This window comes from Teichococcus aerophilus (genome assembly GCF_014490485.1).
Taxonomy (GTDB): domain Bacteria; phylum Pseudomonadota; class Alphaproteobacteria; order Acetobacterales; family Acetobacteraceae; genus Pseudoroseomonas; species Pseudoroseomonas aerophila.
Window position 1 is genome coordinate 44,029 of record NZ_JACTVA010000014.1, and the last position, 22,577, is coordinate 66,605.

Consider the following 22,577-nt stretch of genomic DNA (forward strand, 5'->3'; position numbering starts at 1 on the left):
TGCCATCAGGGGGTTGAAGAAAGCCGGGGAAGGAATTTCCCGGGCCTAGGAAGGCGCTTCAAGTTCAGGCGCCGCCGCACAATGATCTTCGGCCCTCGCACCTTCAGCACCCGATATTCCAGTATTCAGCTGCGCACGGCCCCTAAGCCCCCGCCAAACTCGCAGAATGAAGAAGGGGCATGGGGAATTTCTCCCCCAGCCTTCCTTTCTTCCCCGCTCAGCGCTCGCAGCGAATGAACACCGTGCTGCGGTTGGCGATCTCGCCCACATCCGCCGCGCTGCGTTCCGTGCCGCCGCTGTCGGCGGTGGCGGGCGTCAGGCCGGCGCGGCGCAGGAACTCCACGGCCGCCGTGCCTTTCACGGCGAAGTTGATGTTCTGGGCAATATCCCCGGTGCGCTGGGAGACCGCGCTGGCGTTCAGCTTGCTGACCACGACGCCGACGATGTTGCCGTGCAGGTCCAGCAACGGCCCGCCGGAATTGCCCGGCTGTACCGGCGCGCTGATCTGGTACTGGCCGGGATTGTTCCCCAGCCCATTCAGCCCGTTCACCTCGCCCCGCGTCAGCTTGGGGTCGGAGGAAAGCAGGCCCGGCAGCGGGAAACCGTAGGCGATGACGCCTTCGCCGCGCCGCACCTCCGGCTGCGCCCGGAAGGGCAGGGCCGGGCCAGGATTACCCGGCACGACCAGCAGCGACAGGTCCAGATTGGCATCCACCCGTGCCGGCGGCACGGCCGGCAACATCCGCCCATCGGCGGTGCGGACGAAGATCTTGTCGCAGCCATTCACCACGTGCTGGTTGGTCAGCACCCGGTCCGTCGCCACCACGAAGCCGCTGCCGCTGGAGACGGCCCTGGCGCGCGGGTTCGGCGCGCCCGGCGCCGGCTGGGTCGGCGCGGTGGCGGTTGCCGCACGTACCGCGCCTGGTTCCAGCACTGCGCGGGGCGTGGCGCAGATATCCTGGTTCCGCAGCACCGCTTCCCGCCCGTCGGCCAGCACCAGGCGGATGTCGAAGCGGCAGCCGGCCTCGGCATCCGGGCGCAGGGTCAGCGCCTTTTCGGTCGGCATCGGGCCCGGGGCCAGGTTGTTGCCCCAGTCCGGCCGGCCACTGCGCACGGCATACACCGCGCTGGCATCCTGCCCGGTGCGGTTGACGATCTGGAAGCGGTTCTGCGCCTGCTGGGCCAGCGCGCCACCGGCCTGCAAGGCCAGGGTCATGGCCAGGGCGGCTGCGAGCGGTGCCGCGGTGAGGCGGAACCGGCGCGGGGCTGGGGCAGGGGGGATGGCGAGGCGGATCGGGGAGGGGTCCATGCGCGCGGATGTTCCCTGCCCCGCGTCCGGCGTCAATCGGCGTTACGTGCCTTGACCTTCCCATAGTGGGAATCCCTACATGGCCCGGTATGCCCGATACAGCCACTCTCGCCCCCAGCCTGTCCCTGCCCATCTCCGGCATGACCTGCGCCAGCTGTGCCGGCCGGGTCGAGCGGGCCCTGCGAAAGGTGCCGGGTGTCGAGGACGTCTCGGTCAATCTGGCCGCCGAGCAGGCGCAACTGCGCGGCACCGCGCCCCTCGCAGCATTGTCCGCCGCCATCGAGGGCGCCGGCTACTCGGTGGAGGAGACCACGCGGGACATCGGCGTCACCGGCATGACCTGCGCCAGCTGCTCTGCCCGGGTGCAGCGGGCGCTGGAGCGGGTGCCGGGCGTGATCTCCGCCAGCGTCAATCTGGCCAATGAACAGGCGCATCTCCGCCTGTTGCCGACGGTCGAGACCTCCGCGCTGGCAGCAGCCCTGGAGAAGGCGGGCTATGCCCTGGCCGCCGTCACCGAGGACGCCGCGCCTGACGCGGCGCCGGGCCATCGGGCCGAGGTCGAGCTCGGCATCGCTTTCCTGCTGGCCGCGCCGTTCCTGATAGGCATGCTGGGCATGGCTTTCGGGCAGGACTGGATGCCGCCGGGCTGGGCGCAGCTGCTGCTGGCGGCCCCGCTGCAATTCTGGCTGGGCGCCCGGTTCTACCGCGCTGGCTGGCGTGCCTTGCGCGCCGGCGTCGGCAATATGGATTTGCTGGTTGCGCTGGGCACCAGCGCCGCCTTCGGCCTTTCGGTCGTCCTGCTGTGGCAGGGCGTGCATCACCTGTATTTCGAGGCCGCCGCGGTCGTCATCGCCTTCGTCCTGCTCGGCCGATATTTCGAGGCACGGGCGAAGCGTGCCACCGGGGCCGCCATTGCTGCCTTGCTGGCCCTGCGGCCGCGCACCGCCCGCCGCCTGGATGCGGCGGGGCAAGAGCAGGAGGTCGCCCTGGCCTTGCTGCGCGTCGGGGACCGCGTTGTCATCCGCCCCGGCGAGCGTGTGCCCGCTGATGGTACCATCGAAGCCGGCGAGGCTGGCCTGGATGAAAGCGCGCTGACCGGCGAAAGCCGCCCGGTGGAGAAGGGGGTCGGCGACGCCGTTGCCACCGGCACCGTCTCGCTCGATGGCCGGCTGGTGGTGCAGGTCACCGCCGTCGGCGGCGATACCCGCCTGGCGCAGGTGGCAGCGCTGGTGCAGGCCGCCCAGGCCAGCCGCGCACCGGTGCAGAAGCTGGTGGACCGCGTCAGCGCCGTGTTCGTCCCAGCGGTGGTCGGCATCGCCGTGCTGACCTTCCTGGGTTGGCTGCTGGCCGGCGCCGGGCCGGCGGTGGCGCTGCTGCACGCAGTCGCCGTGCTGGTCATCGCCTGCCCCTGCGCCCTGGGCCTTGCCACGCCCGCCGCCATCATGGCCGGTACCGGCGCCGCGGCCCGCGCCGGCATCCTGATCCGCGATGCCGTGGCGCTGGAGCAGGCGGGGCATATCAGCCTCGTCGCCTTCGACAAGACCGGGACGCTGACGGAGGGCCGACCTAGCCTCGCCGCGCTGCACCCCGCCGCGGGCATCGCCGGCGAGGCCGCCCTGGCGCTGGCCGCCAGCCTGCAGGCCGGCAGCGAGCACCCGCTGGCCCGCGCCGTGTTGCAGGCGGCCGGTGGCCAGCCGGCGGCGGCGGAAGCCTTCCGAGCCCTGCCGGGTCGGGGCGTCGAGGGCGTGGTGGATGGCCGCCGCTTGGTCCTCGGCAGTACCCGCGTGCTGGAGGAAAACGGCCTGCAACCCGGCCCGCTGGACACACTGGCCCGGGCCGAGGCCGCGCAGGGCCACACACTCTCCTGGCTGATCGAAGCCGGTAGCACCCCGCGCCTGTTGGCGCTGCTGGCCTTCGCCGATGCGCCGCGCGCCAGTGCTGCCGATGCCGTCAACGCCTTGAAAGCCCAGGGCGTCGCCGTCGCCATGCTGACCGGCGATGGGCCGGACGCCGCCGCCAGCGTCGCCGGGGCGCTGGGCATCGGCCAGGTGGCGGCCGGTATCCTGCCGGATGGCAAGGCGGCCCAGGTGACGGCCTGGCAGCGGGAAGGCCATCGCGTCGCCATGGTCGGGGATGGCGTGAACGATGCCGCCGCCCTGGCCAGCGCCGATCTCGGCATCGCCATGGGCAGCGGCACGGATGCCGCGATCGCCGCCGCGCATGTCACGCTGCTGCGGCCGGACCCGGCGCTGGTGCCTGCCACCTTGGCCATCACTCGCCGCACTTTGGCGAAGATCCGCCAGAACCTCGTCTGGGCCTTCGGCTTCAACGCGCTGGGCATCCCGCTGGCGGCGTTCGGCGGCCTTTCTCCGGCGCTGGCGGGGGCGGCAATGGCGTTCTCTTCGGTGGCGGTCCTGTCCAACGCCTTGCTGCTGGCTCGCTGGAGGGCTGCATGAATATCGGCAACGCCGCCAAGCTCTCGGGCGTCACCACCAAGATGATTCGTCATTATGAGTCGCTGGAGCTGATCCGCTCCCGCCGCCTCTCCAACGGCTATCGGGACTATGAGGCGTCCGATGTCGCGCGGCTGCGCTTCATCCGCCACGCCCGGTCCCTGGCCTTCCCGCTGGAGGATGTGCGGAAGCTGCTGGCGCTCTGGGCCGACCATAACCGTGCCAGCGCCGATGTGCGCGGCATCGCCCTGGCGCATGTGGAAGCGCTGGAAGCCAAGGCGCAGGCCATGCAGGCGATGGCCCGCAGCCTGCGTCACCTGGCCGCGCATTGCTGCGGCGATTCGCGGCCTGACTGCCCCATCCTGGATGAACTGGAAAAGACACTATGAGTGAGACGATCGAACTGACGGTGCGCGGCATGGATTGCGCCCATTGCGTGCGTGCGGTGACCCAGGCCATCCAGGCCGGGGACCCGGCCGCGCAGGTGGCGGTGGACCTGGCAAGCGGCAAGGTCCGCGCCACCACCAGCCTGCCGCGCGATCGGGTGGAAACGGCGATCCGCGAGGAAGGCTACGACGTCGCTGCCTAGGCCTGCGGGCTGGGCGATGGACGGTTGGAGAAGGAATTCCCCAGAGAAGGTGCCCGGAGAATTCCTTCTCCGGCCTTTCGCCGCTTCAGCGGACGATTCGCGTTGCACGGTTTGTTCATGCTGCCCGTGGCAGAAAGAGGCGATGCAGGCTGGCGCCTTCCGCCGGCGCAAGGGCACACCGCGATGACGAACGACCGCACCCCCGGCCCCGATGAAACTGGCTCCAGGGAGCCGGGCGCCGAATCTCCGCCCCCCGGCTACACTAACCGGCGTTTCACCGGCTACGGCGGCAGTGACGAGGCGACGCGGCAGCAGATGCTCCTGGAAGCGCAGGCTGCCCAGGTCAAGCAGGCGCTGACCTCCCCGGCACTGAACCCGGTCATCTCCCGCCTGCGGGAGGATCTGGACCGATTGCTGGACGCGTTGCCGGAGGACCCGGCCCCGCCACCGCCGTCCGGCGCCGAGACCAGCATGGCCCATAGCCTCGACCACTGGTCGCTGGCCTGGCGCCAACGCGCCCTAGCGGACCTCGATGAACGCGTGGCGGAGATGAAGCAGGTCTATGTCATCCACCGGGGGGACAGCCACCGCCACCTGCTGTTCGTGGACCGCCAGGGCCGCCACATGCTGGCGGTGCAGCCGCAGGAGCCCGCCTCCGCCCTGCGCTACAACAAGCTGGCGCAGGGCACCGAACTGAACGACCTGTACGGGCCCTTCGCCCGGCTCTCCGACACGCCCAGGGGTTAGCGGCGGGGTAAAACGGCCTCGCCGGTCCGTCAGAGGGTTTCCACCGGGCCGGAGCGCGCTACTCTGCTCCGCGCCAGTCGGAGGAAATACAACGCCATGCTGCCGCTCTCCCGCTTCACCGTGCTTGATCTCACACGCGTCCGCTCTGGCCCCACGGCCGTCCGGCAACTCGCGGACTGGGGCGCCAACGTCATCAAGATCGAGGCGCCGGAAGAAGTGGATACCGGCAAGGGCCTGGGTGGCGACGCGCTGGGGCCGGATTACCAGAATGTCCACCGCAACAAGCGCGCCATCACCCTGAACCTGAAGAAGCCGGAGGGCATTGCCGCCTTCCGCCGCCTGGTGGCGCAGGCGGATGTGGTGGTGGAGAACTACCGCCCCGACGTGAAGGCCCGGCTGGGCATCGACTACGATGCGCTGGCCGCGATCAATCCGCGCATCGTGCTGGGCAGCATCTCCGGTTTCGGCCAGGACGGCCCCTACGCCAAGCGGCCGGGCTTCGACCAGATCGCCCAGGGCATGGGCGGGCTGATGAGCGTGACCGGCCTGCCGGGCCAGGGCCCGGTGCGGGCCGGCATTCCCGTGGCGGACCTGACCGCCGGCCTGTACTGCGCCATCGGCATCATGGTGGCGTTGCTGGAGCGGGAGCAGACCGGCAAGGGCCGCTGGGTCCATACCAGCCTGCTGGAAGCCATGGTGGCGATGATGGACTTCCAGGCCACCCGCTGGACCATGAAGCAGGACGTGCCGCAGCAGGCTGGCAACGACCACCCGACCACCATTCCCACCGGCCTGTTCCGCACCAGCGACGGCGTCATCAACATCGCCGGCGGCGGTGGCGAGATGTGGCGCCGGATCGTCGAGGTGCTGGGCATCGAGGAAGAGGCGAAGGACCCCGATCTCGCCACCGACAAGCTGCGTGCCCAGAACCGGCAGAAGACCAACGCGGTGCTGCAGGCGCGGCTGGAGAGCGACACCTCCGCCAACTGGGTCAGCCGGTTCAACGCCGCCGGCGTGCCCTGCGGCCCGATCTATTCGATGGACCAGGTCTTCGCCGATGAGCAGGTGAAGCATCTCGGCCTCGCTTGGCCGGTGCAACACCCGAAGCTCGGTGAGATCGAGCTGGTGCGGCCACCGATGCAGATCGCGGGGGTCGAGCCGCCGCGGGTGCCGACGCCGGAGCGCGGGCAGCACACTAGTTCCGTGCTGCGCGAATTCGGCTTCGCTTCGGAAGAGATCGACAGCCTGCGCGCGATGAAGGTGATCTGACCGATGCGGATTGTCTCCGTCCGCGATGGCGTCGCGCCGATCGCCAGTGACATCGCCAATGCCTATATCGATTTCTCGAAGATGACGGCCAGCATCGTGGCCGTCACGGTCGAGGATGGCAGCGGCAAGCGCGCCACCGGCTTCGGTTTCAATTCCAATGGCCGCTACGCCCAGCCAGGGCTGCTGAAGGAACGCTTCATCAACCGCCTGCTGGAGACGCCGGAGGTGGCGCTCTCCACGCCGGAAGGGACGCTCGACCCCGCCGGTGCCTGGGCGGCGATGATGAAGAACGAGAAGCCCGGCGGCCATGGCGAGCGCAGCGTCGCCGTCGGCGTGCTGGACATGGCTTTGTGGGATGCCGCGGCCAAGCTGGAGGGCGTGCCGCTCTGGAAGCTGCTGGCCGAGCGCTATCGCCAGGGCCAGGCGGATGACAGCGCCTGGATCTACGCCGCCGGCGGCTACTACTACCCCGGCAAGGGCGTGGAAGCGCTGGTCGAGGAAATGCGGCGCTACCTCGGCATGGGCTATTCGGTCGTCAAGATGAAGATCGGCGGTGCCCCCGGCACGCCGTTGCGGGACGCGCTGAAGGAAGACGTCGCGCGCATCGAGGCCGTGTTGAAGCTGCTGGGCGGCGATGGTTCACGCCTGTGCGTGGATGTGAATGGCCGCTTCGGCCTGCATGCGGCGCTGAGCTACGGCGCCGCGCTCGCCCCCTATAAGCTGCGCTGGTACGAGGAACCACTGGACCCGCTGGACTACAGCACCCACGCCGCGCTGGCCGAGCACTATGTGGGCCCCATCGCCACCGGCGAGAACCTGTTCAGCATGGTCGATGCGCGCAACCTGATCCGCCACGGTGGCCTGCGCGCCGACCGCGATATCCTGCAATTCGACCCGGCGCTGTCCTACGGCCTGGTCGAGTATCTGCGGACGCTGGACATGCTGGTCAGCCATGGCTGGAGTCCGCGCCGCTGCGTGCCGCATGGTGGCCATCAGTTCGCGCTGAACATCGCCGTCGGGCTGGGGCTGGGCGGCAACGAAAGCTATCCGGAAGTCTTCGCACCTTTCGGCGGCTTCGCCGACGATACGCCGGTGGAAGACAGCCGTATCAAGCTGCCGGACAGCCCGGGTATCGGCTTCGAGCGGAAATCCGCGCTTTACGCCGTACTGAAGCAACTGGCCGATTAAGGCAGCATGGCCGCCGGCTGGCCTAGCCGGCGGCGTGTGCTCTATCGGAGGCCGCGACGGTGCTCTGCGGATAGCCAAGGTGTGCCGTCCGACGAATGCCGGAAGGGAAAGGCGTTACCTGCAGTCCCTTCCGTAGAAAGCAGCCGCACCCGGCCAATAAAAAACGGCCTGGTTGCACGCCATATCGGCGTGCGGCCAGACCGTTCCAGGCTGAGGCGCTGTTGAGCCTCAGTAAGGGCGGTAAGAACCCAGCATGAAGGTGTTCTTGTCACCCCAGCTGTTCCAGTTGCCATTCATTTCGGCCAGCTCGGCATAGGCAGCACTCTCGCGCTCCATCCGGGCGATCTTGATCGCGTCTTCGCGGCTCTTCGGGGCACTGCGGCGATCGATCAGCTTGCTGTCCATGGTCCGGCCTCCTTGTCTGGAGTCAGAAATAGGGCAGAGCCTTGCCACATTCCAGCCTTAAATCGGGCGGGGCCGGTCACGAAGACGCCATAATCTCAGCATTTCCGTCATGAAACGCGAACAAAATAGAAACAAAAGATGGTTTCGGGCGCTCACCTCGCCCAAATTTGGCCCTGATTAAGGCAAGGCCTCCGCTTAACCCGGGTTGCTGCGGCTACCCAGTGGCGTGATTTCGACCATCGCGGTCCCTTGCTGCCGCATGCCCAGCTGGGTGGCGATCTGCGGGCTGACATCCAGCACCCGGCTGCGCAGATGCGGCCCCCGATCCTGGATGGTCACCACCGCCGTGCGGCCATTCTCCAGGTTCCGCACCCGTGCGCGGGTGCCCAGTGGCAGGGTCCGGCTGGCGGCGGCGTTGGAATTGCGGTCGAACCGCTCCCCATTGGCCATGCGGCGCCCATGGAAGCGGCTGCTGTAGTATGAAGCCCGGCCCCGTTGCGCATGGGGCGCCGCATGATGGGCCCGGGCGCCGGTCTCCCGGTGTCGTTCCCGCGCCACGGCGGGTGCGGTGGCGGCGCTGGCAGCCAACAACATGCCAATCGTGGCCCAGGTCAGGATTCTCATCGGGTGTGACCCCCCTTTTCCCTCCGGATCAAACTATTGAAATATATGGGGATGACCGGCGGCTGCCGCCACCCGTCCAGACATGCGCCGGCTCGCCCGGCGAATGTGGCAGAGGAAGGTTAGGAAAACGCGGATGCCGGCTTGGGCGCCGCAAACCCAGCTACAGCGCCAATGTCAGGTGCGACCAACCGGGCCGCATGGAGCCTGAGAGGGGAGAATCGGCCCACCCAAACTTTCCCGTGATGCCTTCGGCCGTGGAATAGGGCCCTAACCGGCCATGCCCAGCTTGCGCCGCATCTGGTCCCGCCGCGTGCCCTGGCGCTGCAAGGCACGCAGCCGGTCCTGCAAGGCTTCGATGTAGTTCTGCCGGGTGCGCAGGATGTGCTGGTCCAGGATCTCGGGCAGGTCCGCGGCATCATCTCCGGCGAAGATCGCCACGATGCGCTGGTGGTCGGCGAACGATCGCGCTGGCTCGCCCTTGCTGGCGAAGGCCAAGTGCGTCCGCAAGGCGGAAACGCGGCCGAGGCACATGTCATAGGCTTCGGCCAGGTGACGGTTGCCACAATGGGCGAAGAAGGCGAGGTGAAAGGCCATGTCGGCCCGGCCGTAGAGCCGCATGTCGCCCTGCGCCTGGGCCTGAACCATGCTTTCCACCGCCGGTCGCAATTCCGCCAGCGTGGCGGCGGCGGCGCGTTGCAGGGCCAGGCTGGCGGCCTTGACCTCCAGCATCGAGCGGAACTCGCACAGCTCGGCGATATCGGCCTCAGTGGGGTTGAAGACGAAGGTGCCGGATTTGGGCACCACCGCTACCAGCCCCTGTGTCTGCAACAGCCGCAATGCTTCCCGCACCGGCGTGCGGCTGACGCCGAAGGCGGCGGCGAGGCCGTCCTCCGACAACGCCTCGCCCAGGTCGAACTCGGCGGAGATGATGGCGGCGCGGATGCGTTCGGCCAGCTGCGCGCCCAGGGACGGGTTCCGCTCTGCCTGACCTGCCACCCGCATCGTGCCCGTCTCCATCCATTCCCGACCTTCTTAGAGCGTCACGGCCCGGCAAGGAATCGCCGAAAGCCATGGCGCAGCCGGCGGCGCTCCCATGCCGCCGGCCGTGATCGCCTCAGCTGTCCCGCCGCGCCTTGAGCGACAGGCAGATGAAGCAGCCGATCACCGGGAAAACGGCCAGGGCCAACAGGGCGTAGGTGAAGCTGCCCGTCCCCTCCCGCACCCAGCCCACCAGGGACGGGCCGAAGAAGCCGCCCAGCTGGGCGAAGCCGTTGATGGCCGCCAGGCCACCGGCCGCCGCCGCGCCGGTCAGGAACTGCGTCGGCAGCGTCCAGAACACGCCAAGCGTCGCCCACAGCACGAAGGCGGAGCAGCACAACAGCACCAGCCCGATGATGGGGGAGGGGGCGAAGGCGCTGGCCGCCAGGAACAACCCCCCCAGCAGGCCGCTGAAGGCGGTGTGCAGCTTGCGCTCCCCGGTGCGGTCGGAGCTGCGGGCGATGACGATCAGGCCGATGGCGGCGAAGACGAAGGGGATGGCGGAGACCAGCCCGGTCTGCACATTGCTGAGCCCGCCGATGCTTTTCACGATCTGCGGCAGCCATAGCACGACGCCGTAGATGGCGATGCCGTTGCACATATAGACCAGCGTCAGCAGCCAGACGCGGGCATCCTTGAAGATGGCGCGGAAGTCTTCCATCCCGTGGCTGGAGACGGTGGCCTGCTCTTTGCGGAGTTCGGCGATCAGCCAGCCGCGCTCCTCGGTGCTCAGCCAGCGGCGGTCGTCTTCCGGCCGGTCGATCAGGTAGAAGAAGGTTACCACGCCGAGGATGATGGCCGGCAGGCCCTCCAGCAGGAACATCCACTGCCAGCCGGAAAAGCCCAGCCAGTCATGCGTGCCGCTGATCAGCCAGCCGGAGAGCGGGGCGCCGATGACGGAGGAGAGCACCGTGGCCGTCATGAAGCCCGCCACCGCGCGGCCACGCTCCTTCGCCGGGAACCAGTAGGTCAGATACAGCAGGATACCAGGCGCGAAGCCGGCCTCCGCCACGCCCAGCAGGAAGCGCAGGATGTAGAAGCTGGTCGGCCCTGCGGTGAAGGCCATGGCGCAGGAGATGATGCCCCACGTCACCATGATGCGCGCGATCCAGATCCGTGGCCCGACCTTGTGCAGGATCAGGTTGCTCGGCACCTCGAACGCCATGTAGCCGAGGAAGAAGATGCCGGCGCCGAAGCCGAAGATCTTCGGTGTCAGGCCGAGTTCCTCGTTCATCTGCAACGCCGCGAAGCCGACATTCACGCGGTCGAGGTAGTTGATGATGAACAGGACGAAGCAATACAGCACGATGCGAATGTAGAGCTTCTTGGTCACGCGCTCGCGGATGCCGGTCGGGGCCTCCGCGACGGTCGCTGCATAGGACACGCCATTCCTCCTCTTTGGCGCCATCGGCGCGGCGTCGGCGGGGCGTTTCCATGCGCGGGCATGGTGGTCCGGCATGGCCGGGCCTGTCCTGGATCATCCTCGACGCCGCGGTTTCGATAGCGGCTTGGCGCGGACGCTAGCGGCCTTGCGTCTGGAACACAAGAACATGTATCCTAGATTGAAACTGAAGAACGAGGAGGAACCCATGACTCTCCAGACCGGCGGCACCCCCGCACCGGCACCATCCCTGGCGCCCGATGCGCTGGCGGGTTCCTGCGTCATCGTCACCGGCGGTGCCTCCGGCATCGGGCGTGCCATCGTCGATGCCGTGGTGGCGCATGGCGGCAAGGCCATCGTCTGGGACATCCAGGACGCCGCGCTGCGGGACTGCGCCGCCCGCCATGGCGATGCCGTCACCGTCGTGAAAGTGAACGTTGCCGACAGCGCTGCCGTGCGGTCGGCGGCGGCCGCCTTGCCGGACGGCTTCGCGCCGACGCATCTGGTCAACAATGCCGGGATCATCGGCAAGCTCATGCCGCTGGCGGAGCTGGAGGCGGAGGAGATCGACCGCGTCCTCTCCATCAATCTGAAAAGCGTCCTGTACTGCACACGCGCCTTTCTCAACCACCGGGCGCCGCACCCTTATGCGTCCATCGTCAATCTCTCCTCCATCGCGGCCCGCACCGGCGGCATGCCGGGCAATGCGCTCTACGCGACCACCAAGGGCGCCATCGCGTCCCTGACCCGCGCCGCGGCGAAGGAGCTGGCGCCGGAGGTGCGCGTCAACGCACTGGCGCCCGGCATCATCGATACGCCGATCCAGGCGGACTCGCTGGGGGACCGTGCCAAGCTGGCGGAGATCGCCAAGGTCATTCCCCTGCAGCGCGTCGGCGTGGCAGAGGAAGTGGCGGCGGCGGCGCTCTGGCTGCTCTCCGGCGCCTCCGCCTATGTCACCGCCACTATCGTCGACGTCGCCGGCGGCCGCTGAACCAAGAACGCAGAGGAACGACAGGATGAGCAATCCCGCAACGGCGCTGAAGGCCCTGCTGGCCCGTGGCGAGATCGTCATGGCACCCGGCGCGCCGGATTCCCTGACGGCACGGCTGGTGGAGCGCGCGGGCTTCCCCGCCATCTACATGACCGGCCTCGGCGCCACCGCCAGCCGGCTCGGCACGCCCGATATCGGCCTGCTCAGCCAGACGGAGATGACGGAGCATGCGCGCAACATGACGCGTGTCGTCTCCATCCCCGTCATCGCGGATGCGGATACGGGCTATGGCGGCCCCTCCAACATCCACCGCACGGTGCGGGAGTATATCCAGGCCGGGGTCGCCGCCATCCATCTGGAGGACCAGGTGGCCCCCAAGCGCTGCGGCCAGCTGGCCGGCATCCGGCTGGTGGATGCCGAGGAAAGCGCGCTGCGCCTGCGCTGCGCCGTCGCGGCACGTGGCGACTCCGACCTGCTGGTCATTGGCCGCACCGACGCCCTGGGCGCCGCCGGCATGGACGAGGCGCTGCGCCGCGCCAGGCTGTACCAGGAGACCGGCATCGACCTGGTCTTCGTCGACGGGATCAAGAAGATCGCGGAGATCGAGGCGGTGGCGAAGGCCATCACCGGCCCCAAGGTCGTCTCTATCGTCGATGGGACGGAGACGACGGCGCTGACGGCGGCCGAGCTGCAGCAGATGGGCTTCTCCGTGGTGCTCTACGCCGTCAGCACGCTGTTCACTGCCGCCAAGGCCATCGGCGACACGCTCTCCGAGCTCAAGCGCAGCGGCACGCCCAAGGCTCGTGCGGGCGAGATGATCAGCTACGGCGAGTTCTGCGACATCGTGGACCTGCCCTTCCATCAGTCCTGGGCCGACCGCTTCGGCGGTTGATCCGGCGGCGGGAAGCGGCTGACATGCTGGCATGTCGGATCTCTCTTCTCGCCTCGATACGCTGCTGGCGGCACCCGCCGCCACGGCCCCTTCCTACGCCGCGGACGGCCGGTTGTACTTCCTCTGCGACGCTGGCGGCTCCGCCCAGGTCTGGGAACTGCCGGCCGATGGCGGCCCGGCCCGGCCCCGCAGCGCCCATCGGGACGCCGTTGCCTTCGTCGCCGGCAGTCCGGCGGATGGCGGCGCCGTCTTCGGCCGGGACCAGGCAGGGGATGAGCGGGTGCAACTGCACGCCCTGCCGCCGGACGGCGATGCCAGGGCGCTGACCAGCGACCCGCGCACCATCCATGGCTGGGGCGCCTTCTCCCCGGACGGGCGCTTCGTCGCCTGCACGGCCAATGACCGGGACCCGGCGCATACCGACCCCTGTGTCATCGAACTCGCCAACGGGCGGATGACGCGGCTGCTGGAGGTCCAGGGTCCGCACGAGCTGCCCGCCTGGCACCCCGATGGCCGCGCCGTCATCCTCTCAACCGCGCCGGAGAGCTTCCGTAGCGACCTTCTCCAGGTGCTACTGGAAGGCAGGCAGGCCGCCCCGCTGACGCTGGCGGATGGCGCCTGGCGCCACATGAACCCGCGCTTCCGCAAGGATGGCAGCGGCTTCTGGCTGCTATGCGACCGGGAGCGGGACTTCCTCGGCGTTGCCTTCCAGGAAGCGACCGGGGAAGCGCCGCGCTTCCTGTTCACGCCGGAAGCGGATGTCGAGAAGCTGGAAGTCTCGCCTGACCAGACCCGGCTGGCCGTGGTGGTGAATGAAGGCGGCTTTTCACGCCTGTACTTGCTGGATGTGGCGGGCGAGGTACTGGAACGCTCCACCCACCCCGCAGGCGTCATCACCAAGATCACCTGGCGGCCCGATGGCGGCGCGGTGGCCTTCGACCTTGCCCGCCCGACCCATCCCGGCACGCTCTGGCTACACGAAGCCGGCGCCGCCGAGGCGCGCCGCATCTTCGCCGCCGCCGAGGCGCCGGAGGGATTGCGGGATTGGGCCACCGTCTCCTTCCCCACTTTCGACGGAAGGGACCTCCCCGCCTTTCTCGCCCTGCCGGCCGGGGAGCCCCCGGAAGGGGGATGGCCGGTGCTGGTCTGGGTCCATGGCGGCCCGGCGGCACAGGCGCTGCCCAACTGGCGGCCCGACCTGCAGATGATCCTGTCGCTCGGCATCGCCGTGCTGGTGCCCAATGTGCGCGGTTCCACTGGCTATGGCCGCGCCTATGCCGCGCTGGACGACCGCGAGAAGCGGCCGGACAGCGTGCGGGACCTGGCCGCCGCCCATGCCTGGCTGGCGGCGCAGGACCGCTTCGACGAAGCGCGCATCGGCATCATGGGGCAGAGCTATGGCGGCTGGATGGTGCTCTCGGCCGTCACGGAGCAACCGCAGCTCTGGGCCGCCGGCATCGACTATTACGGCATCGCCCGCTGGAAGACCTTCTTCGAGAAGACCGGCCCCTGGCGCATCGGCCACCGCGCCGCCGAGTACGGGGACCCGGTGCGCGATGCCGCGTTGCTGGAAACGCTCTCCCCGCTCCACAAGGCGGACCGCATCATCTGCCCCATGTTGGTAGCCCAGGGCATGACCGACCCGCGCGTCCCGCCCCACGAAAGCCAGCAGATCGTCGAAGCCATGCGCCACCGCAACGTGCCCGTCGAATACATGACCTTCGCGGATGAAGGCCACGGCTTCCTCAAGCGCGACAACCGCCGCGCGGTCTATCTCGGCGTCGGCAACTTCCTGGCGCGGCATCTGGTTGGCTGAATAGGGAGCGGGAAGGGGAAGCTGGGAAGGAACCCCATCAAACCTACAGGTTTGATCCTTCTATTCTCTGCAAGGTTGGCGGCGCGCTTTGGGGTGGAGAGCGGACGCCCCTGATGATTGTCATCATCGGCCACAAGGGCTGAACGCTCAGCCGCCGGAGGCCATAGTCCTCCGGCGCAGCCGTTCTCAGGACTGCCCGCTCAGCAGCCACGCCCAAGAAACTCGAAAAAGAAAAGAAGAGGTCCGGGGAAGGAATTCCCCGGACTTCTGCGCTTCAGCGGCCCAGCCGCCCCGCAACCGCCTGCATCCACACCAGCACGGCGCTGGCCCCCGCATCGGGCGCACCTAATGCCCGCTCGCCCAGATAGGCGGCGCGCCCCAGCCGCGGGCGCATGCTGGCGGTGGCCTCGGTGCCGTCCGTGGCGGCCTGCAGCGCAGCCCGCCACGCATCGGCGGGGGGTTGGCGGGCCTCCACCGCCTGGGCGAACGCGGTCGCGGCGGGGGCCAGCGCATCCACCATGGTGCGATCCCCCGCGCGGGCGCCGCCCAGCTCGCTGATGGCACTGACGGCCTGCGAGAAGGCTTCGGACCATTGCGCCGCGTCCGGAGTGTTGCCAGGCAGGTGCCGCGCCGCCCGCAGCAACGCGGTGGCATAAAACGGGCCGGAACTGCCGCCGATGGCACGGCGCATGGCATCGCCCATCGCGGTCAGGGTGGTCGCGGGGGTGGCCCAGGCGGTGTCCGGCAATGCGCGGATCGCCTCCGCACCCCGCACCATGCTGATGCCAAGGTCGCCATCGCCCGCGCGGCTGTCCAGCGCGGTCAGCGCCGCTTCCTGGGCGACAAATGCATCGGCGACCGCCAGCGCGGCGGCCTTGAGCGCTGGGGCCAGCAGGCCAGGCGGAATGTCTTCGCGCTGCAAGGCGGGCTGCTGCGCGGCGGATATCATCTGGCGCGGGCCGACGCGGCCATCACCCGGCCAGGCGGGGGCAGCGCAGGCGGCATCCAGCCGGGCCAGCCGGGCATCGTCGACGCGCAGCACGGTCAGGGAACAGCCGGGCATCTCCAGCGCGGTCATGAAATTGCCGCTCCAGGCGCGCTCCACCACTAGCCCCTCCGCCCGCAGCGCTTCCAGCGCCCGCCGGGCGACGATGGCCAGCTCCATCGGCGGCGTGCCGCCCAGGCCGTTCACCAGCAACGCCACCCGCTCACCCTCGCCGAGCCCGGCATCGGCCAGGATGGTGCCCAGCAGCTCGTCCACCAGCGCGTCGGCCGGCTGGGCCGGGACGCGGCGCACACCCTGCTCGCCATGAATGCCCAGGCCCAGCTCGATCTCACCCTCGCCCAGCGTGAAGCCCGGCTTGCCGGCGGCCGGAACGGTGCAGGAGCCAAGCGCGACGCCCATGCTGCCCAACGCGGCGCTGGTGGCCTCCGCCTCCGCCACCACGTCGTCCAGCGCCAAGCCGGCGGCCGCGGCGGCACCGGCCACCTTGTGCACCAGCACCGTGCCGGCGATGCCGCGGCGCCGGGCGGGCTCCACCGTGTCCCGCAACGCCACGTCGTCGGCCACCACCACCACGCGGGTGGGAATGCCCTCCGCCGTCGCCAGCTCCGCCGCCAGGCCGAAATTCAGCCGGTCACCCGTGTAGTTCTTCACCACTAGCAGGGCGCCACGCGGCCCTGCGGCGGCACGGATGGCCGCCAGCACCGCATCGACGCTGGGGGAGGTGAACACGTCCCCCGCCACCGCCGCTGTCAGCATGCCGGCGCCGACATACCCCGCATGGGCCGGCTCATGCCCGCTGCCGCCGCCCGAGATGACGGCGACCGGCCGCGCCGCCTCCGGCGGCAGCCCGGCCTGGAGAACCACATCCTCATCCTCCAGCAATGCCTGGGCCGGGTGCAGGTCGACCTGCCCCTCCAGCATCTGCCGCACGACATGACGAGGATCGTTCACCAGCTTTTTCATTGGGCATTCCTGCTCCCTGCGCAGGCGGCATCAGGAAGGCGGTGCGGGCAAAAAGCAAGCCCGCCTGCTTTCCGCCCCGCCGCCCCTTGCCTTCGGGGAGTACGGCGAACAAGACAGCGTCGTGCGCCCATACCCCGCCCAAGCCCCGCGCCCCGCGCCATGCTGACCCTGCGGCAGATCGAGGTGCTGCGGGCGGTGCTGCGTGCCGGTACGCTGGTCGGCGCGGCGAAGCAACTGGGGATCGCCCAACCCACCGTCACCCGCATCGTCCGGCGGATGGAGGACGTGCTCGGCGTCTCGTTGTTCGACCGCAGCGGCGGCCGGCTGAACCCGACCGACGAAGCCCGCCGCATCCTGGGCGAGATCGACCGCGCCTTCGATGCCCTGCGCCTGGCGGTGGACCGGGCTGCGCGCAAGGTCCGCAGCGGGGAAAGCCGCTTCCATGTCGGTGCCTCGCCCAGCCTGGGGCGGGCGCTGGTGCCGCAGGCGCTGGCCGGGCTGGCGGCGACGCACCCGGAATTGTCGCTGCGGCTGGATGTGCTCTCCGTCAGCCAGGTCGTCGCCTACCTGACCGATGGGGTGGGGGAGGTGGCGGTGACACTGTTCCCCATCCTCCAGGCCGGCATCCACAGCCACCGCATCGGCACGGTGGATCTGGTGGCGGTGGTGCCGCGCGGCTGGCCGCAGGCCGCCCGTCGTCTGATCCGGCCAGAGGACCTGCAGGGGCTGCCGCTGGCCGTGTTCGATTCCCCCGTGGTGCATGGGCAGATGCTGAATGCCTTCCTGGCGCAGGGCGGCGCCACACCCGGCCGCACGCATCTGGTGCGCTTCGCGGAATCCGCCGCCGCGCTGGCGGAAGCCGGCATGGCTGTGGCGCTGATCGACGCCTGCAGCGCCATGGCTGTGCGGCATGACCGCGTGGTGCGGTTGCCCACCACCAGCGCGCGGCGCTTCGACATCTATGTCCACCGGGTGCTGGACCGCATCCAGGGCCGCTTCATGGCGCCCTTCGAAAGCCTTCTCGCGGAAGGCATTGCCGCGCTAGGTCCCGACGCTTCTATGTCCTGAGGCTATAGCCGCCGCTGCCATTCGCCGTTGCACCTTTCCCCGAACGGCCTATCCAATGCTGCCACCGGCACCGCCAAGAATGCCAATTATGTCTGGAGGACATCGCTCATGATCACCTTCCCCCGTCTCGGGCGTCGTGCGGCTCTGGGCGCCAGCCTTGGCCTGCTGCTGCCCGCCGCCGCCCGTGCCCAGGGCGCCGCCTGGCCGACCCGCGCGCCCAGCATCATCGTGCCCTTCGCCGCCGGCGGTGGCGTCGATGTCGCCACCCGCACCGTGGCGGATGCGGCCGGCACCATCCTAGGCCAGCGCCTGGTCATCGAGAACCGGGGCGGCGGCAGCACCATTCCGGCCACCCAGGCCGTCACCCGCGCGCAGCCGGACGGCTACACCATGCTCGCCGTGCCGACGACGACGGTGATCAACCCCGCCTTCCGCAACGACATCCCGTATGACTGGAAGACCGAGCTGGTGCCCGTCGGGCTGATCGCCAAGCTGCCCTTCGTGGTGGTGACCAGCGCCAACTCCCCGGTCAAGACGATGCAGGAACTGGCGGAGGCCACGCGCAAATCCGGCCAGCCGCTGACCTTCGGCTCCGGCGGCAGCGGCACCGTGGCGCATCTGGCGGGCGAGCTGTTCGGCCTGCGCGCCGGCATCGAGACCCAGCACGTGCCCTACCGGGGCGAGGCCCCGGCGCTGACCGACACCATCGGCGGCACGCTGAACGTGATGTTCTGCACCCTGGCCTCCGCCAGCGGCCAGATTCAGAGCGGCACCCTGCGCGCCCTGGCGGTGACCACCGCGCAGCGCGTGCCCGGCATGCCGGATGTGCCCACCGTGGCCGAGCAGGGCTTCCCTGGCTACGACGTCTCCGCCTGGGTGGCACTGGCCGTGCCGCGCGGCACGCCGGCGGCGCCGATCCAGGCGCTGAACCATGCCTTCAATGAGGCGCTGAAGCAGGCCCCGGTGCAGCAGCGCCTGGCCACGCTGGGCGCCGTGCCCGCCGGCAGCACGCCGGAGGAACTCGCCACCTTCATGGCGGCGGAGGCCACGCTGTGGGCCAAGGTCATCACCGACGCCAAGGTGCGGATGGAATAAGGGAACTCGCCGCATGCTCGCGCTTCGCAAAACCCAGCCGGCACCGGGCCTCGTGCTCACCGATGTCCCCGAGCCTTCGCCTGCACCGGGCGAAGTGCTGGTGGCGGTGGAGGCGGCGGGCATCTGCGGCACCGACGTGCATATCGCCGACTGGACGGCCGGCTACGAATCCATGACGGCCGGCATGCCGGTCACCATCGGCCATGAATTCGCCGGCCGCATCGCGGCGTTGGGCGAGGGGGCGCTGGGCGTCTCGGTTGGCCAGCTGGTGACGGTGCGCCCCTCCACCGTCTGTGGCCGTTGCGCCGCTTGCACGGCGGGGGACCCTGATGCCTGCACCGGCCGGCGCGGCATCGGCATCGGCCGTGATGGCGCATTCACCCGGCTGGTGCGCGTGCCGGCGCTCAACTGCGTCGCCGTGCCGCCCAGCCTGGACCCGGAGCTGGCGGCGATGACCGAGCCGCTGAGCGTCTCCCTGCACGCTGTCGACCTGGCGCAAGTGCGGGCCGGGCAGCGGGTGCTGGTGCTGGGCCCGGGGCCGATCGGCCTGGGCATCGCCATGTTCGCGGCGGCCGCGGGGGCCGAGGTGGTGCTGGCCGGGCATGGCGATACCACCCGCCTGGCGGTGGCGCGCATGCTGGGGCCCATTCTGGCGCTGGACCTGGCGGGCACGGATCTGCCCACCACCCTGGCCGCCCATGGCCAGGATGAGCCCTTCCACGCGGTGATCGAGGCTGCCGGCGTAACCAGCGCCGTGCAGGACGGGCTGCTGCGGCTGCGCAAGGGCGGCACCTTCGTCGTTGCCGGCATCCACGCCCGGCCGGCCCCGATCGACCTGACGCGGCTGGTGCGGATGGAGCAGACCATCCACGGCGCCTACCGCGCCCCCATTGCCGATTGGTCCCGCGTGCTGGCTTTCATGGCCCGGCATGCCGAGACGGTGCGCTGCATGATCACCCACCGCCTGCCACTGAAGGATGCCCTCGCGGGCATCGAACTTTCCCACAAGCGCGAAGCCGGCAAGGTGATCCTGCTGCCATGACCGCCCCGTCTTTCCTGGCGCTGTGGAACGGCGTGCAACCCGGCCGCCAGGACGAGTATGAGAACTGGCACAGCACCGAGCACATGCCGGAACGCCTGGGTACGCCCGGCTTTCTGGCCGCCCGCCGCTACCGTGCCGCGACCGGCGACGACTACTTCACCCTCTATGAGATGGAGACGCTGGCGGCGCTCGATAGCGCTGCCTACGCGGCGCTGATGCACCAGCCCACATCCTGGTCGCTGCGGATGCGGCAGGCCATGACCGGCTTCCGCCGGCTGCCCTGCCTGCCGGCCTGGCACTGCCGCACGGGCCTGGGCGGTACGTTGGTGACGCTGCGCCTCGACCTGCCTGCGGATGCCGCGCTCGAAACCCTGCGCCCGATCCTGGAAGAAGCCCTGCACCAGGGGGCCGTCTTCGGTGCCGTGCTCGGCGGCAGCGATGCGGCCGGCAAACCCTATCCGGTCTTCCCCGACGCCCCGGTGCCAGGGGTGGAATGCCTGCTGCTGCTGGAAGGCAGCGAAGCCGCCGGCCCGCTGGCCCTGGCGCAACGCTGCGCCGCCGCGCTGGCCCAGGACGCCACGCCACAGATCTGGCGCCTGCTGCAAAGCCTGCGGCGCAGCGAACTCCCCGATCCTACGTTGGCCCGCCAGCCATCGCGAGACGATCTGATGCGGCGCTGGCTGCCAGGCTGACGCGTTCATCGTTGCGCGGATGGGGAAGGGAAGGCCGGGGAATGAATTCCCCGGACCTCATCTTCTTTTTGTCAGTTTCGGGCGTGGCTGCAGTGATGTCGGTCCGTGAATGCGTGGCCTTTGCTGGCGCAGTCAGCCGAAGGCCATGCACGCGAGCAGCCAATCATGACAGTATGCCTTTGCATCAACCTGCAACGGGCACACTCCGATGAGCATCCGTTGAATGTCGATAGGCTGAGCAGGCTGAAGAAGCCTGCAGCGCACTGACAACATCATCAAGCTGAGCGCACAGTTCCCAAGCCCCACGCCAAACTCGAAAAAGAAGATGGGGTCCGGGGAATTCCTTCCCCGGGCTGCCTGCCTCAGAGGCCGCGCATAAGGGACCGGTAGGCCATCTGGTCCTCATACATGCGCAGGAACACAGCGTACTTCGCGTCATGGTAGCGACGCACCGCGGCATCGGCGGGGAAAAGGTCGGTGCCGGCACGGCTCATGACGGCCATGGCGGCTGGCAGGTCGGCATGGGCGCCTCCCGCCACCGCGCCCAGCATGGCGGCACCGAGCAGGATGGCTTCGGGTTCGTCCGGCAGCACGATGCGGCACTGGGTAGCATCGGCATGTTCCCTGAGGAACACGGGATTCTTGGTGCCGCCGCCGCAGGCCAGGATGGTGTCGATGGCGTAGCCCTCGGCGTTCAATGTCTCGACGATATGGCGCGTGCCGTAGGCGACGGCCTGGATGGTGGCCAGGTACAGCACGGCCAGATCGTCGGCGGTGGCAGAAAGGCGCAGGCCGGAGACCATGCCGCGCAGCGAGGCATCGGCGCGGGGCGAGCGGTTGCCGTGGAAGTCGGGCATGACATGCAGATGCTCGGTCAGCAGGGCCGGGAAGGGCAGCCCTTCGGCCAACGCCGTGATGCGCTCGTTCAGCAGTTGGTAGATGGTGCTGCCGGCCTGCCGCGCGGCCTCGGCCAGGGCGGGGTAGGCGGCATGGGTGGTAATGACGTGGTCCACCAGCGCCCCGGTGGCCGACTGGCCGCCTTCATTCAGCCAAAGCCCGGGCTGCATGGCGGAGAAGTAGGGCCCCCAAACCCCCGGCACGAAGCGCGGCTGCGCCGACACCGCCATGTGGCAGCTGGAAGTGCCGCCCACCAATGCCAGGCGGCGGGAGAGCGCGGCCGCATCCGGCGCACCGCCGTCCAGCGCGGCGCCGATGACACCCAGCCCGCCCGCATGCGCATCGATGGCCGAGGTGCCGACCGGAATGCCGGCTTGCAGCCCCAGCTCGGCCGCGGCGGCCGCGCTCAGGCCGCCCGGCACCGGCTCGCCCACCGGCAGGATGCGCGTGCCGATGCGGCGGAAGCCCTCATCCGCCAACTCGCCCAGGCCGATGGCGCGGAGATATGCCTCGTCCCACCGGCCTTCCTGGCCACGGTAGTTCCACTTGCAGACGGTGGAGCAGAGCGAGCGGGTGTCGCTGCCCGTCGCGCGCCAGGTGAGGAAATCCGGCAGGTCGAAGAAATGCGCGGCGCGGTCCCAGCTCTCCGGCAATTGCTCCTTCAGCCACAGCAGCTTGGGCACTTCCATTTCCAGCGAGACGCGGCCGCCGACATAGCGCAGCACGTCATGCCCGCCGGCATTGATGCGGTCCGCCTGCGCCGCGGCCCGGTGGTCCATCCAGACGATGACGTTCTGTTCCGCCGCGCCATCCGGGCTGACGGTCACCGGTTGGCCGGCGGCATCCAATACGACCAGAGAGCAGGTGGCATCGAAGCCGATGCCGGCGACCTCCACATCCGGCAACCGCGCCATCACGGTGCGGATGGCAGTGCAGATCGCGGCCCAGATGTCGTCCGAGGCTTGCTGCACATAATCCGCCTGCGGCTTCCACATGCGGATGGGCTGCACGGCCTGCCCCAGCATCCGGCCCTGCAACGTGAAGGCACCGGCCCGCGCGCTTCCGGTTCCGACATCCACGCCCAGGACGATGCGCTGCATTCGATGGCTTCC

Annotated in this window: 20 protein-coding genes; 13 read left to right on the plus strand and 7 right to left on the minus strand. The window is 69.4% G+C overall.

All coding sequences use genetic code 11. The features are described from left to right. Window positions 1-217: 217 nt before the first annotated feature. Window positions 218-1,309, minus strand: coding sequence for a S1C family serine protease (locus IBL26_RS10100; protein WP_241749230.1), 1,092 nt, complete (start codon window positions 1,307-1,309; stop codon window positions 218-220). 89 nt (window positions 1,310-1,398) lie between these two features. Here IBL26_RS10100 and IBL26_RS10105 point away from each other — a divergent pair, with 89 nt between their 5' ends. The 6 genes from IBL26_RS10105 to IBL26_RS10130 all read left to right on the plus strand — a co-directional run bounded on the left by IBL26_RS10105 (window position 1,399) and on the right by IBL26_RS10130 (window position 7,555). After that, window positions 1,399-3,765: a heavy metal translocating P-type ATPase gene (locus IBL26_RS10105; RefSeq protein WP_187784353.1), complete on the plus strand. Its 2,367-nt coding sequence runs from the start codon at window positions 1,399-1,401 to the stop codon at window positions 3,763-3,765. Then, window positions 3,762-4,151 carry a MerR family DNA-binding protein gene (locus IBL26_RS10110; protein ID WP_187784354.1) on the plus strand — a complete coding sequence of 130 codons (390 nt, stop codon included), beginning with the start codon at window positions 3,762-3,764 and terminating at the stop codon, window positions 4,149-4,151. The genes IBL26_RS10105 and IBL26_RS10110 overlap by 4 nt, the downstream gene beginning before the upstream one ends. Continuing rightward, on the plus strand, window positions 4,148-4,351 hold the full coding sequence (locus IBL26_RS10115; RefSeq protein WP_187784355.1) for a heavy-metal-associated domain-containing protein: 204 nt from the start codon (window positions 4,148-4,150) through the stop codon (window positions 4,349-4,351). The genes IBL26_RS10110 and IBL26_RS10115 overlap by 4 nt, the downstream gene beginning before the upstream one ends. A gap of 183 nt (window positions 4,352-4,534) precedes the next feature. Continuing rightward, entirely contained in the window at window positions 4,535-5,098 is a 564-nt protein-coding gene (locus IBL26_RS10120) for a hypothetical protein (RefSeq protein ID WP_187784356.1), read from the plus strand. Window positions 5,099-5,194: 96 nt separating this feature from the next. Continuing rightward, entirely contained in the window at window positions 5,195-6,367 is a 1,173-nt protein-coding gene (locus tag IBL26_RS10125; RefSeq protein WP_187784357.1) for a CaiB/BaiF CoA transferase family protein, read from the plus strand. Window positions 6,368-6,370: 3 nt separating this feature from the next. Beyond that, the gene (locus IBL26_RS10130; RefSeq protein WP_187784358.1) at window positions 6,371-7,555 is read left to right on the plus strand and encodes an enolase C-terminal domain-like protein; all 1,185 of its coding nucleotides are present in this window, start codon (window positions 6,371-6,373) and stop codon (window positions 7,553-7,555) included. Between the two features lie 228 nt (window positions 7,556-7,783). Here IBL26_RS10130 and IBL26_RS10135 read toward each other — a convergent pair whose 3' ends face one another. The 4 genes from IBL26_RS10135 to IBL26_RS10150 form a co-directional block, all read right to left on the minus strand. Then, window positions 7,784-7,960: a hypothetical protein gene (locus IBL26_RS10135; protein WP_187784359.1), complete on the minus strand. Its 177-nt coding sequence runs from the start codon at window positions 7,958-7,960 to the stop codon at window positions 7,784-7,786. A 195-nt stretch (window positions 7,961-8,155) separates the two neighbouring features. Then, window positions 8,156-8,584, minus strand: a complete 429-nt coding sequence (locus tag IBL26_RS10140; protein WP_241749232.1) for a septal ring lytic transglycosylase RlpA family protein — start codon at window positions 8,582-8,584, stop codon at window positions 8,156-8,158. Window positions 8,585-8,851: 267 nt separating this feature from the next. Next, window positions 8,852-9,586 carry a GntR family transcriptional regulator gene (locus IBL26_RS10145; protein WP_187784360.1) on the minus strand — a complete coding sequence of 245 codons (735 nt, stop codon included), beginning with the start codon at window positions 9,584-9,586 and terminating at the stop codon, window positions 8,852-8,854. Window positions 9,587-9,698: 112 nt separating this feature from the next. Continuing rightward, the gene (locus IBL26_RS10150; protein WP_206684186.1) at window positions 9,699-11,006 is read right to left on the minus strand and encodes an MFS transporter; all 1,308 of its coding nucleotides are present in this window, start codon (window positions 11,004-11,006) and stop codon (window positions 9,699-9,701) included. 205 nt (window positions 11,007-11,211) lie between these two features. On the opposite strand from IBL26_RS10150, the gene IBL26_RS10155 reads away from it, so the two are divergent. The 3 genes from IBL26_RS10155 to IBL26_RS10165 are packed head-to-tail and all read left to right on the plus strand — an operon-like array spanning window position 11,212 to window position 14,702. Continuing rightward, the gene (locus IBL26_RS10155; protein ID WP_187784361.1) at window positions 11,212-11,994 is read left to right on the plus strand and encodes an SDR family NAD(P)-dependent oxidoreductase; all 783 of its coding nucleotides are present in this window, start codon (window positions 11,212-11,214) and stop codon (window positions 11,992-11,994) included. A gap of 25 nt (window positions 11,995-12,019) precedes the next feature. Next, complete coding sequence (locus IBL26_RS10160; protein WP_187784362.1) at window positions 12,020-12,886, plus strand: isocitrate lyase/PEP mutase family protein; 867 nt, start codon at window positions 12,020-12,022, stop codon at window positions 12,884-12,886. 31 nt (window positions 12,887-12,917) lie between these two features. Next, window positions 12,918-14,702 carry a S9 family peptidase gene (locus IBL26_RS10165; protein WP_187784363.1) on the plus strand — a complete coding sequence of 595 codons (1,785 nt, stop codon included), beginning with the start codon at window positions 12,918-12,920 and terminating at the stop codon, window positions 14,700-14,702. Window positions 14,703-14,976: 274 nt separating this feature from the next. Here the strand turns inward: IBL26_RS10165 and IBL26_RS10170 are convergent, their stop codons facing one another. Continuing rightward, on the minus strand, window positions 14,977-16,659 hold the full coding sequence (locus IBL26_RS10170) for a dihydroxyacetone kinase family protein (RefSeq protein ID WP_367615407.1): 1,683 nt from the start codon (window positions 16,657-16,659) through the stop codon (window positions 14,977-14,979). Between the two features lie 171 nt (window positions 16,660-16,830). On the opposite strand from IBL26_RS10170, the gene IBL26_RS10175 reads away from it, so the two are divergent. From IBL26_RS10175 to IBL26_RS10190, 4 genes are all read left to right on the plus strand, one after another. Continuing rightward, window positions 16,831-17,739, plus strand: coding sequence for a LysR family transcriptional regulator (locus IBL26_RS10175; protein ID WP_187784365.1), 909 nt, complete (start codon window positions 16,831-16,833; stop codon window positions 17,737-17,739). Window positions 17,740-17,847: 108 nt separating this feature from the next. Next, the gene (locus IBL26_RS10180) at window positions 17,848-18,834 is read left to right on the plus strand and encodes a Bug family tripartite tricarboxylate transporter substrate binding protein (protein ID WP_187784366.1); all 987 of its coding nucleotides are present in this window, start codon (window positions 17,848-17,850) and stop codon (window positions 18,832-18,834) included. 13 nt (window positions 18,835-18,847) lie between these two features. Further along, window positions 18,848-19,876 (plus strand): zinc-dependent alcohol dehydrogenase, encoded by a 1,029-nt coding sequence (locus tag IBL26_RS10185; protein ID WP_187784367.1) that lies wholly within the window; start codon window positions 18,848-18,850, stop codon window positions 19,874-19,876. Next, on the plus strand, window positions 19,873-20,568 hold the full coding sequence (locus IBL26_RS10190; RefSeq protein ID WP_187784368.1) for a DUF4286 family protein: 696 nt from the start codon (window positions 19,873-19,875) through the stop codon (window positions 20,566-20,568). The genes IBL26_RS10185 and IBL26_RS10190 overlap by 4 nt, the downstream gene beginning before the upstream one ends. A gap of 362 nt (window positions 20,569-20,930) precedes the next feature. Here IBL26_RS10190 and IBL26_RS10195 read toward each other — a convergent pair whose 3' ends face one another. Further along, window positions 20,931-22,565 carry an FGGY-family carbohydrate kinase gene (locus tag IBL26_RS10195; protein ID WP_187784369.1) on the minus strand — a complete coding sequence of 545 codons (1,635 nt, stop codon included), beginning with the start codon at window positions 22,563-22,565 and terminating at the stop codon, window positions 20,931-20,933. Between the last annotated feature and the right edge of the window lie 12 nt (window positions 22,566-22,577).